Raw genomic sequence first — 11,798 nt, forward strand, 5'->3', positions numbered from 1 at the left:
GCCGGCCCCCTTTGCCGTTTTGCCTGATAAAACCGACCAAAATAAACCTATCCCTATTTGGTAGGTCGAAGTGGATAAACCCTTTTCCCAACCGCCGAAGACACACGTAAACAGCATGTCCATGAGGGTATAATTTGCACCGTATGTCTGCACAACGCCTGTGCGCGTACGGTTTTACTCGGGCTACCGTCCATTTCCGTGGAGGCACGGTTCGGCAGCCCTAACAAGAGAGGGGTTCTATGTATAAGATCCTGGAGAAGACGCAGTTCTCGGAGAAGGTGTTCAAGTTCCGCATCGAGGCGCCTGCAATCGCCAAGCATGCGCACGCTGGACAGTTCCTCATGGTTCGCGCCAACGAGACGGGCGAGCGCGTCCCGTTTACCCTGGCCGGCTGGAACGGTGACGAGGGCTGGGTCGAGTTCATCTTCATGGTGATCGGCAAGACCACTGAGATGCTTTCCACCTACGAGGCCGGCGAGTCGCTGCGCGACGTCGTGGGCCCGCTGGGCGTTCCCACCGAGATGGCCGAGGGCCCCTGCGCCGTCATTGGCGGCGGCGTCGGCCTGGCAATTGCCTTCCCGGTCGCCAAGCACCTGGTCGAGACCGGCCACGAGGTTCACGCCATCATGGGCGCCCGCACCAAGGACCTCCTGCTCATGGAGGACCAGTTCCGCGAGCTCCTCGACGAGGACCACATCCATATCACCACCGATGACGGCTCCTACGGCGAGCAGGGCGTTGTCACCGCTCCGCTGGAGCGTCTGCTGCAGGACAAGGCCGTGAGCCAGGTCTTCTGCGTCGGCCCCGTTCCGATGATGAAGTTCTCGACCCTCACCGCCCAGAAGTACGACACCCCCATCACCGCGTCGCTCAACCCCATCATGGTTGACGGCACCGGCATGTGCGGCTGCTGCCGCGTCGAGGTGGGCGGCGTGACCAAGTTCGCTTGCGTCGACGGCCCCGACTTCGATGCCACCCTGGTCGACTGGGATGACCTTCGTGCCCGCCAGGCCGCTTACCGTTCCGAAGAGGGCGAGTCCCTCAAGGCCTATGAGGAAAAGAGCTGCGCATGCCACTAGTTAACGGTCGTTTCGTTGCCGATATGAAGTCGCCCCGCACCCCCGATAACGAGGAGCCGGCTGCCGAGCGCGCCTGCGACTTCCGCCCCGTCGACAAGGGCTTCACCGAGGAGATGGCGCTGGCCGAGGCCGAGCGCTGCCTCAACTGCAAGAAGCCGTTCTGTGTTGAGGGCTGCCCCGTCAACATCAACATCCCCCGCTTTATCGAGCAGATCCGCGCGAAGGACTTCGGCGGCGCCCTCGATACCATCCGCGAGGACTCCATGCTTCCCGCTATCTGCGGCCGCGTCTGCCCGCAGGAGAACCAGTGCGAGGGCAAGTGCATCCGCGGTAAGAAGTCCGAGCCCGTAGCCATCGGCCAGCTCGAGCGCTTCCTGGGTGACCGCCCCGAGCTCGCCTCCACGCCCAAGATGGCCCCCAAGAACGGCAAGAAGGTCGCCGTCGTCGGCTCCGGCCCGTCCGGCATCACCTGCGCCGGCGAGCTCGCCCGCAACGGCTTTGACGTCACCGTCTTCGAGGCATTCTTCACCGGCGGCGGCGTGCTGGTCTACGGCATCCCCGAGTTCCGTCTGCCCAAAGCAGTCGTCAAGCGCGAGATCGACGGCCTGGAGGACATGGGCGTCAAGTTTGAGTACAACTCCGTCGTGGGCAACATGGCCACGGCCGAGGAGCTGTTCGAGCAGGGCTTCGACGCCATCTACGTGGCGACCGGCGCTGGCCTGCCCAAGTTCCTCAACGTCCCCGGCGAGAACCTGCCCAACGTCTTCTTCGCTAACGAGTACCTCACCCGCGTGAACCTGATGAAGGCCAACAAGTTCCCCGAGTACGACACCCCCACCAAGCACGGCAAGAACGTCGTTGTCTTTGGTGGCGGCAACGTGGCTATGGACGCCGTCCGTACCGCCAAGCGTCTGGGCGCCGAGCACGCCATCATCGCCTACCGCCGTACCGAGGACGAGATGCCCTGCCGTCGTGCCGAGCTGCACCACGCCAAGGCCGAGGGCGTCGAGGTTCTGCCGCTCGTCTCCCCGCTCGAGTTTGTCGCTGGCGAGGACGGCTCCGTGTGCGCCGTCAAGGTCCAGAAGATGGAGCTCGGTGAGCCCGACGAGTCCGGCCGTCGTCGCCCGGTGCCCATCGAGGGCGCCATCGAGGAGATCCCCTGCGACGTCGCTATTTCGGCTATCGGCACCAACGCCAACCCCTTCGCTGCCAAGATCGGCGGCAAGATGGAGCTCAACAAGTGGGGCTACATCGTCGCCGACGAGGAGACCGGCCAGACCACCGATCCCCGCATCTGGGCCGGCGGCGACATCGTCACCGGTGCCGCTACGGTCATTCTGGCGATGGGCGCCGGCAAGAAGGCCGCCGCTTCCATCACCAAGAGCCTGTTGGGCGAGTAATCACCTACAGCACTAGCCACCAAACGGCAAAGTCCCCGTCGAGCACACGCCCGGCGGGGACTTTTTCTATACCGGCCAACCCATCACCACAAAGGGGACAGGCACCTTTGTGGTGGTCGGGGACTTGGCCGGCGAACCAATTCCGACGTTTGTCTCAATCTGTAACAGTTAGAGACCAAATTCCTCGCCACGTGTTACAGATCGAGACGTTAGGTTAGCGGCTGAACAGTTCGTCTCAATCTGTAACACCTAGAGCCCAACTATCAGGTTTGGTGTTACAGATCGAGATTTTGTAAAAGCCGAGAATGGGCGCTGCCACCAAAAGCCTAGCGCTTGCGGCGCTTGGTTGCGGCGATGCCGGCAGCGGCAACGGTTGCGCCGGCGATGCCAAGGGCCGCTGCCGCCGTCGCGGCGTTGTCGCCCGTGGCGGCCAGAGTGCCCACGGACTTCTGGGCAGCAGTGGCCTTCGCGGCCGGCTTGGAGGCAGCAGTCGTGGAACTCGCCTGAGTCAGCGTCACGGACGGCGTGCCAGTCTCACTTCCGCCGCCTGGCTGCGGCGTGGGAGCCGGGGTAGGCTCAGGCTGCGGCGTGGGCTCAGGCTCGACCGCATCTCCGGAGCTGATTACCACGCTGCGGGCAACCTCGTCGGAGGTCCTAACATCCTGGATAGTGGACGACCCGGCAGCACCGATGACGAGTCCGTTTCCCGTAGTTTCTCGCACAGTGCCGCCGGCGGGAGTCGTAACTACCGATCCGCCATCAATTGAGAGACAAGGGGCTGCATCACCTTGATTGACAGCGTAGATTGCCGCTGCATTACCCGACACCTCAACATTTGAATTAATGATGTCAATTCGAGGGATGGCGGACTGGGAGCCGGACTGGGAATATATTCCGTAGCCATGTTTACGACTGTGGCCAGTTCCGTCACCGCATCGAACTGTAAGGCTCGAATTCTCGACGAGCACCCGCGACACGCCGTCCTGCGCGCGCATCCAAACACCATCCAAAACCTCGACACTATCACTCGCCACGAGCGTAACATCCGCCCCGTTGGTAATACTCAAATATGTATCCTTACCCCCGGACGAATACAGGGCGACCGACAACATGTTTGCATTACGCGCCGCCGCATCTAATTTTGCGTTATCCACCGCGATGCAGCCTCCATGCTCGGAGGAGATGTTTTCGGCATAGACTGCAACGGCATTGAGCCCCCCATTCGCCTCCGCCTCGACGTGGACGTCGGCACCCTCATTAATGGTTATGTTGCCTGCCCGCGTATGAATGCCGATGGTATGAGGCACTTTGTTCGTTGCCGTCACGTTAACGTTGGCACCGCGGATGTCCACGTCGCCGCCGGCCTTACCGTCCCCCGAAACCGCTATCGTATCGGTCCCGGCCGTCGCGTTGAGAGTCACGTCGCCCGAGATGGCGAGGCTACCGCACTCGACCTTAACAGCGCTCCTGCTCTTCTGTGGTTCGGCCGTCGCGTTGAGGGTTCCCTCCCCCGTGATGGCAAGGTTGCCGTCCTTGACCTCGATAGCGCTCTGCAAGGAATCGGCCGTTACGGTGTTGGTGCCCGTCACGCCGATATTGAGGTTGCCCTGAGCGCTGATACCGGCGCCGTTGTAGCCATTGAGCTTCATGTCGTCGGCGCCGTCCCAGGACCACGTTCCGGCCTCGTCGCCGGCGCCCTTGTTGTACTGCGTGCCGCCGACGTTGACCCATTTGGCGGCGAGCGCCACGCTGGGTAGCAGCAGCTGACCGACCATGAGCGCGCAAGCCCCCGCGCAGGCAAGCTTGGCGCCCACACGTCGCCACGTTCCGTGGGAGAGCGCGCACGAGCAGCCGTGGTCGATTGGGTTGTCATGGATTTGCTTTCGCATATGAGCCTCCTTGTCGTAAGGGGTGCTTCTGTAACACCATGTTACGGGAAGATATCCGGATCCCGGGGCACAAATTCTCATGTGGCGCACCTGCCAGCGCAAAAGGCAACGAGCATGCGATTGCCAAGCGCGCCCCCCCGAAAGGCCTGCCATCAATCCCTTTGTTGAGCCCTCTCATGCCCTCGCCAAACAGGCATGCTGGAGCATCGCGCTCGTCGTGATTCTTGCCTGCTTGTTCTCGGCCCTCGACAACGTGGTCACACTCTCCAACGCCCACGGCACCGTTGCCGTGCAAACCTGGCCGCGCCTCTTTTTGGCGGCAAGCGACCTTGCCGCCGGCATCGTCTTTGATCTTGCCGAGCGTCGCTACATGAGACTTGTCATGCTCGGCATCGCCGTGCTCTCGACCAGTTCCATCCTGGCCGTCGAGGCCGGGGCAGATCCCAACCTTGGCCTTGTTGTCTTTTACCTGAGCTCGGACTTTTTCGTCACGTTCTTTACCGCCACGTTTACACAGCTGGCACCGCGCATGCACGCGCCCGCCCTCTGGGCCGGCATGGGCCGTGCGGCCAATAACGCGTGCGCGTTCACCACGTCGGGCGTCTCGCTTGCGCTTGTGACCTCTGGCAACGTCGCCCTCATCATGATCGGTGCGCTCATGCTGCTCGTAGCGGCCAGCGTTGCGTTCGTTGCCGCGGGCCTATTCCGCCTGCCCCAAACCAAGCAGGAGCGCGAACACCAGCAACGAGCCGAGGAGGCACTGGCGGCACCGAGCATCAAGGAGCAGCGCCGAGCTTTCATCGCCAACCACGCTCTCACTCCGCGCGAAGTCGACGTGCTCATGGCAGTAACCCAGGACGAACGCCCGCTCAAGCAGGTCGCCGAGGAACTCGGCATCTCGATGCGCATGGTACAGCGCCACCTGAGCTCTATCTACCAAAAGATCGACACGCAAACGCGCGCCGGTCTCACCAAAGCCTTCCCCTCGGCCTAAAACAAAAACCACCACAAAGGTACCTGTCCCCTTTGTGGTGGTTTTGATCGGCTAGCCTTCGAGCTGGGCCACTTTGTAGCGGTAGGCAGCGGCGATAACGTCTTTGCAGCCCTCGCGACCCAGCTTGGCGCGGTTGACGACGATGTCTTTACCGCTCGTCATTTTCCACTTGCCGGCACTGTAGCGCTTGTAAAATGCCTCTCGCGCCTTCTGCTGCTGCTTGACCAGCTTGGCGCCCTTCTTTTTGTTGAGGCCGCGCTTCTTGCGCACAATCTCGACGCGGTCCTCAAAGGGTGCGGTCACCAACACGGCAATGTGGTTGGGGTTGTTACGCAGCAGGTAATCGGACAGACGGCCTTCGATAATGCAGCTCTCAGTCTCGCCCAGGTCCAAAATCACCTGGCTCATCTTTTGGAACAACTTGTCCGAGTACGAGCGCGCATCGTAGCGGTCGGGCAGGAACGCCATGTTCTCCACGGCCAGACGCTCGTCGTAGGCGGCCATCTTGTCGAGCGACTCGCCCGCGCGCAGCGACGCACGTACCAGCAGCTCGTTATCGTACAGCGGAATCCCCAACTCGTCGGCAAGCATGCGGCCAATCTCGTGACCCTCGGCACCAAAATCGCGCGCAATGGTAATGACCACAGGATTCTTCTTATTCTCCAGATCGCTCATCGCGATTCCTTTCTCTGTGTGGCAAAGGGACTGTCCCTTTGTCACATTATGCAGCCACGACGCGGCGCTGGTAGGCTCGCACCAGCAGCGAGATACCAAAGTTGAGCACAAAGTACATCGCAAACACCAGGCCGTAGAGCATAAGCACCTGCGACAGGTCGATCGCGTGGGCCATCACGACGTTGGCCGTGTACATGAGCTCGGCCACGTTAATGCCCGAAAGATACGAGCTGTCCTTGATGACAGTCGTGCACTGGCTAAACAGCGCCGGAATGATCGTCTTAAACGTCTGCGGCAGAATGATGTAGCGCATGGTGGCAAAGAAGCCAAAGCCCTGGCTCTGCGCTGCCTCAAACTGGCCGCGCGGAATCGAGTTGAGGCCGCCGCGCACAATCTCGGCCATAACGGCGCTGGTAAACAGCGTAAAGGCGATGGTCGAAATCACAATATCCAAACCCTGCACCGTAAAGTAGATAAAAAGGATCCACAGCAGGTTTGGCGTGCAGCGGAACAGCTCGATATAGGCGCTCACCAAAATACGGAACGGGCGGGGCGCATAGCTCTTAACGAGCGCCAGCACCGTGCCAAAGATGAGCGAGAAAAAGATCGACAGCGCCGAGATCTCGATCGTCTTAACAAAGCCGCCCCAAATGTAGAGCAGGTTGGTCGCGTTGAAGATTTCCATGCGCTAGGCCTCCTCTACGTTGTCGAGCCCCAGCTCGGCCAGGCTCACGCCGCGCGGACGCTCCTTGGAGCGGCGCTCGAGCCACTGCACCAGCATGGCGAGCGGAAAGCAGATGATGAAGTACATAAGGCAGCAGACGATGTATCCCTGCAGGTAACCGTACAGACTCACAAAGTTGTCGGAACGGTACATAAGGTCGCCGCCGGCCACAAGCGCCAGCACCGACGTGTTCTTGACCAGGTTGAGCGCCTGGTTACACAGCGGCGGCAGAATGATCTTGAATGTCTGGGGCAGTACGATGTACCAGTATGCCTGCGCACGGGTGAAGCCCTGGCTCTGGGCCGCCTCCATCTGACCGCGCGGAACGGCCTCGATACCAGTGCGGATGACCTCCGAAATGTAGGCCGCGTGATACAGGCCCACGCCCAAGAAGCCCAGCACGAACGGCGCGATGCGCACCGGCTGGTCGGCACCGGTTATGGCCTGCAAAAACTGCGGACCGGCCATGTACATAAAGAGCACCTGCACGGGCAACGGGGTGTTCTGGTAAAACTCCACGTACACGCGGCTTATGGCGCGCAGCACGCGCGAGCGAGTGGTAGAGAACACGCCCAGCAGCGTGCCCAGCACCAGCGACAGCAGCAGACCGGCAACGACCACCTGTAGCGTCACGCCAAAGCCCTCCCAGAAGGGCCCCATGTTTTGAAATGTCGTCGACCAACGGTCGGCGTCAAATAATCCTTCGAGCATTTGATTCCTTCCTTGGACGATGCGCCTATACAAGACCCCAGGTCTTGACCTCTTGGTCGAGCCAGCCGTCGGCCAGGCGATCGCAAATCACCTGATCGACCACGGCCGAAAGGTCGCAGCCCTTCTTGGTCGCCACGCCGTAGCCCTGCTCGCCAAACTTGACCTCGGGCTGCAACAGCTCAACGGTCTCGTTCATGTAACCGGCCAGCGTGGAGCGGTCCATGGCAAAGACGTCGATATTGCCGGCGTCGAGCGAACTCTTGATGATGGGGTAGCCGCTAAAGGCCCTAAACTCGGGCTTGCAGCTAAAGCCGTTGTCCTTGATCATCTGCTCGATCAGGCCCTGCGTGGTAGCACCCTGGCTCACGCCAATGACCTTGCCGTCCAGGTCCTCAATCGAGGTAAAGCCCGAACGCTTCTTGACCATGAGTCCCACGTAGTCGGTACGGTACGGCGTCGAGAAATCCCAGCTCTTCTTGCGCTCGTCGGTGATGGTGTAGGTCGCCGCGACCACGTCGAGTTGGCCGTTATCAATCAGCGGGCCGCGCGTCTTGGGCGTTACGTCGGTAAACTCGACAAGCTCCTGGGCACGGGCCTCCTTGTAGCTCACGCCAAAGACGGCAGCGGCGATCTGATAGCACAAATCGACTTCCATGCCCTCAAAGCGACCCTTGGCGGTGTCGTAATAGCCGTAGCCGGGAACGTCTTTCTTAACGCCGGCATTCAGATGGCCACGCGATTTGATGGCCGCAAGCTTAGACCCCTTGTCGGAGCCCTCGCCGCTGGTGGAGTTGCCGCAACCGGCAAGCGCGGTCCCCGTCAGCGCAAGCATACCGGCGCCCGCCAGCTGCAAAAAGTGACGGCGCGACACGGCCGCCCTCGTCATATCCGTCATGTCCATCACCGCACCTAGTGCAGAATCTTGGACAGGAACTCACGGCAGCGCGGGTTCTCGGGGTTATCGAAGAAGTGCTCGGGCGTGCCCTCCTCCAGGATGCGGCCGTCCTCCATAAATATGACGCGGTCGGCCACCTGGCGCGCAAAGCCCATCTCGTGCGTCACGCAGATCATGGTGATGTCCTCCTGCGCAAGCTCGATCATGACGTCCAGAACCTCCTGGACCATCTCGGGGTCGAGCGCCGAGGTCGGTTCGTCAAACAGGATGATGGGCTGCTTGGTGCACAGGGCACGGGCGATGGCGATGCGCTGCTGCTGACCGCCCGAAAGGTTCTGCGGATACTCGCCGGCCTTATGCGCCATGCCAACGCGCTTGAGCGCGGCGATGGCGATCTCGGTCGCCTCCTCCTTGCTCTTCTTTTGTAGCTTGATGGGCGCGAGCGTCAGGTTGCCGAGCACCGTCATGTTGGGATACAGGTTGAACTGCTGAAACACCATGGAGCTATACTTGCGGGCCATCTCCAGGTGATTCTTTTTGGTGAGCGGCGTACCGTCGATGATGACCTCGCCCGACGTGGGCTCCTCAAGATAGTCGACGCAACGGATGAGCGTCGACTTACCCGAACCGGAAGGCCCGATCATTACGAGCTTCTCGCCGCGCTTGACGGTGAGGTTGATATCTTTGAGCACATGCAGGTCGCCAAAGTACTTGTTGAGATGCTTGATCTCGATCATGTCTGCCATGAATGTCCCTTCCCTGCGTTTACACGAGTTGAACTATTGTACGGAAAGAACCACGTTTCCGCAGCCCACACTACATTCCCGTAAAGAACCCGCAACCTTCCGCCCACTCATTGGGCACTCGGGCACTCATTGGGGACAGACTTAAATGAGTACCCGGGAAGTGGGCACTCATTTAAGTCTGTCCCCAATGAGTGCCCTTCAGCTGCCATCAAAAAAGGGGCGCGACCTCGTGGTCAGCGCCCCTCACTATCAGCTATGTGTCGATCGGCCCCTACGCGAGCTTTGCACCAACGATCTTTGCCGCGGCCGGTTTGTCGAAGTTGCCGCCGGTGGCCTTGCCGAGTGCACCCATAACCTGGCCCATCTGCTTCTTGGACGTGGCGCCCAGCTCGGCGATGACCTGCTCGATCAGAGCCTCGAGCTCCTCGCCCGAAACCTGCGCAGGCAGCAGGCTCTCCAGAATCTTGACCTGCTCGGTCAGGTTGTCGGTACGCTCCTGGTCGGTGCCGGCCTTGATGGACATCTCCAGCGTCTCGCTCGTCTGCTTGATCAGACGCTTGATCATGCTGTTGACGTCTTCCTCGGTCACATCGCGGCGCTCATTGACCTCGATATTCTTCACCTCGGCCTTAACCTGGCGAATGATGGACAGGCGAACCTTGTCCTTGGCCTTCATGGCCGCGATCATTTCCTTCTGCAGCTCTTCGTTGGTCATCTGCAAATCCTCTCTAATAGCGTGGGCGGCACTCGCGCGAGCACCGCCCCATGATTACTCAGTCGTCGACGAATCGTCGGTCGAACTCTTGGTAACGCCCTTCAGACTCACGTTATAGGGTACGTCCTTGGGCATGGGGTTGACGGTAATGTCGGCATCCTTCTTGTACTGCTCTAGCCACTCGCTGTACGCGGTGCTGGCCGCCTGCGTCTTCACCACATTGGAAACGTACTTTTTGATGGCCTTGGGCACCTGGTTGATGTCATCAACCTGATTATCGACATGGAAGTAGTCGGTGCACTTGATGATGTGGTAGCCATAGGTCGACTCGACGACTTCGCTCACGTCGCCCTTGTTGAGCCCCTCGAGCGCCGTCTGGTAGCTGTCGACGAAGGTGGTGAGCTTATCCCAGCCCACATCGCCCTTCTTCTCCTTGGAACCGGTGTCCTCGGAGTACTGCTCAACGGCGTCCTCAAAGCTCAGCTCACCGGAGTTGATCTTGTCCAGGCACTCCTGCGCCTTGGCCTTGGCGGCAGCCTTGTCCTCATCGGAAGCGTCGGAATCAACCTTGATCAGGATGTTCGACGAGCGGCGGGCGTCGTTGTAGCTGGACAGGTTTTCGTTGATGTAATCGACAATCTCGCTGTCCTTGGGCTTGCTCGTGGGCGCGACGGCATCCTTGAGTTTCTGCTGCGCCAGACTCTCCTTGAGCGAATCCTTGTAGGTATCCTCGGTATAGCCGTAGGTCTTGAGGGTCTTCTTAAAGGCCTTGGCACCGCCCGCGCTCTTGCACGCGTCCTTCCAAGCCTTCTCGACCTCCTCGTCCGACACCGTCACGCCGTTCTCTTTCTGTGCCTGTTGAAGCAGAATCTGCTGCGTGTAGGAGTCGATGAGTTGCTTGCGATACTTCTTGGGCGTGAGGTCGTTGTCGACCAGATACTGCGCCCAGTCCTTGTCCTTGGTGTAGCCGTAGGACGTGCGCATGCTCATGATCTGCTTGGTCACGGTATCCTCGGTGAGGTTGGTGCCATTGATGGTGGCAGCCACGCCACCAGTGAGCTTGTAGCCCGAGGTGTCCTCGGCCTGCGACATAAGGCCGGAGCACGCCATGGCCGAGACGGAAAGTAGCATCGCCAGCACGCCGATGACCACCAGGACGATCTTGACGGTCTTGGACACGCGGGTCTTGCGCTGCTTCTTGCGAGAGCTGGAGGCGGCGCGAGCCTGCTGCTCGGGCGTCGGCTCGGGTGCGGGGTTCTTTTTCTTATTTGCCATAGTTGGCCTTTCGCATAACGAATCGAACAAACGCCATTGTGTCACAACGCGGACCCCGCGACACACCTGGCACATGGGGGACAAGTTAATCTGCACCATTTTGGTGCAAAGGGGACAGCGCTGGCAGTCGGCAGTTAGGGACGTTCCTTTTCTGTCGGCAGTTAGGAACAGTCCCCCAGTGCCGGTCCTAAAAGTGACGACGGATGGCATCAACCATGCCTTGACACGTGGTCTGGCCGAGTACATCGGCTGCGGTGTCGGCATCCATAAAGATATTCATGAGCGCTTGCAGGGCCTCGACCTGGCCGCCCGGATCGGCAATGCCCAGATTGATAATGATCTGCGCGGGCACGGGGGCGCCCATGCCCGCCATAGCATTGAACGTGACGGGCGCGGCGGGCTTTACCACCGCGATATAGGGCTTATCCACAAACCCCGGGTCGGTGTGCGGGATAGCGATGTTGGCCGCCGGCATGGCAAGGCCCGTGGGATAGGCGTCCTCGCGCGTGCGGACGGCGTCAAGCCAACCGGACACAATGTAGCCGCGAGGTGCAAGCTCGTCCTCGAGCCGCGCAAACACCTCATCCGGCGTCACGCACTCCCAATCAAAAAACACAAGCTCAGGCGTAAACAATGCTTCGTTATCCGCCATGGGCCCACCTCTCTCACCTTTTCACCTGCGACGTTCTTTAACG

At 60.4% G+C, this 11,798-nt stretch carries 12 protein-coding genes; 3 read left to right on the forward strand and 9 right to left on the reverse strand.

The features are described from left to right. Positions 1–239: 239 nt before the first annotated feature. Both ACEG18_RS08305 and gltA read left to right on the forward strand, forming a co-directional pair. A complete protein-coding gene (locus tag ACEG18_RS08305) occupies positions 240–1,079 on the forward strand; it encodes a sulfide/dihydroorotate dehydrogenase-like FAD/NAD-binding protein (protein ID WP_006235793.1) in 840 nt (279 codons plus the stop codon). Next, positions 1,070–2,479 carry an NADPH-dependent glutamate synthase gene (gene gltA / locus ACEG18_RS08310; RefSeq protein ID WP_089572633.1) on the forward strand — a complete coding sequence of 470 codons (1,410 nt, stop codon included), beginning with the start codon at positions 1,070–1,072 and terminating at the stop codon, positions 2,477–2,479. Before ACEG18_RS08305 ends, gltA begins: the two co-directional genes overlap by 10 nt. 326 nt (positions 2,480–2,805) lie before the next feature. Here the strand turns inward: gltA and ACEG18_RS08315 are convergent, their stop codons facing one another. Next, entirely contained in the window at positions 2,806–4,368 is a 1,563-nt protein-coding gene (locus ACEG18_RS08315; RefSeq protein ID WP_372542285.1) for an LPXTG cell wall anchor domain-containing protein, read from the reverse strand. Between the two features lie 217 nt (positions 4,369–4,585). On the opposite strand from ACEG18_RS08315, the gene ACEG18_RS08320 reads away from it, so the two are divergent. Then, positions 4,586–5,362: a helix-turn-helix transcriptional regulator gene (locus ACEG18_RS08320; RefSeq protein ID WP_372542287.1), complete on the forward strand. Its 777-nt coding sequence runs from the start codon at positions 4,586–4,588 to the stop codon at positions 5,360–5,362. Between the two features lie 51 nt (positions 5,363–5,413). Here ACEG18_RS08320 and ACEG18_RS08325 read toward each other — a convergent pair whose 3' ends face one another. From ACEG18_RS08325 to ACEG18_RS08360, 8 genes are all read right to left on the reverse strand, one after another. Beyond that, positions 5,414–6,037 (reverse strand): cytidylate kinase-like family protein, encoded by a 624-nt coding sequence (locus ACEG18_RS08325; RefSeq protein WP_055251542.1) that lies wholly within the window; start codon positions 6,035–6,037, stop codon positions 5,414–5,416. 46 nt (positions 6,038–6,083) lie between these two features. Next, entirely contained in the window at positions 6,084–6,722 is a 639-nt protein-coding gene (locus ACEG18_RS08330; protein WP_215692908.1) for an amino acid ABC transporter permease, read from the reverse strand. Positions 6,723–6,725: 3 nt separating this feature from the next. Beyond that, positions 6,726–7,472 carry an amino acid ABC transporter permease gene (locus ACEG18_RS08335; protein WP_035136546.1) on the reverse strand — a complete coding sequence of 249 codons (747 nt, stop codon included), beginning with the start codon at positions 7,470–7,472 and terminating at the stop codon, positions 6,726–6,728. Between the two features lie 25 nt (positions 7,473–7,497). Beyond that, on the reverse strand, positions 7,498–8,373 hold the full coding sequence (locus ACEG18_RS08340) for a transporter substrate-binding domain-containing protein (protein ID WP_118258803.1): 876 nt from the start codon (positions 8,371–8,373) through the stop codon (positions 7,498–7,500). An 8-nt stretch (positions 8,374–8,381) separates the two neighbouring features. Further along, complete coding sequence (locus ACEG18_RS08345; RefSeq protein ID WP_055251548.1) at positions 8,382–9,113, reverse strand: amino acid ABC transporter ATP-binding protein; 732 nt, start codon at positions 9,111–9,113, stop codon at positions 8,382–8,384. Positions 9,114–9,384: 271 nt separating this feature from the next. After that, positions 9,385–9,828, reverse strand: a complete 444-nt coding sequence (locus ACEG18_RS08350; RefSeq protein ID WP_006235801.1) for a GatB/YqeY domain-containing protein — start codon at positions 9,826–9,828, stop codon at positions 9,385–9,387. A gap of 54 nt (positions 9,829–9,882) precedes the next feature. Further along, positions 9,883–11,103, reverse strand: a complete 1,221-nt coding sequence (locus ACEG18_RS08355; RefSeq protein WP_372542290.1) for a peptidylprolyl isomerase — start codon at positions 11,101–11,103, stop codon at positions 9,883–9,885. Between the two features lie 187 nt (positions 11,104–11,290). Then, on the reverse strand, positions 11,291–11,755 hold the full coding sequence (locus ACEG18_RS08360; RefSeq protein ID WP_372542292.1) for a PTS sugar transporter subunit IIA: 465 nt from the start codon (positions 11,753–11,755) through the stop codon (positions 11,291–11,293). Between the last annotated feature and the right edge of the window lie 43 nt (positions 11,756–11,798).

It is taken from the genome of Collinsella aerofaciens (genome assembly GCF_041537385.1).
Taxonomy (GTDB): Bacteria; Actinomycetota; Coriobacteriia; order Coriobacteriales; family Coriobacteriaceae; genus Collinsella; species Collinsella aerofaciens_BV.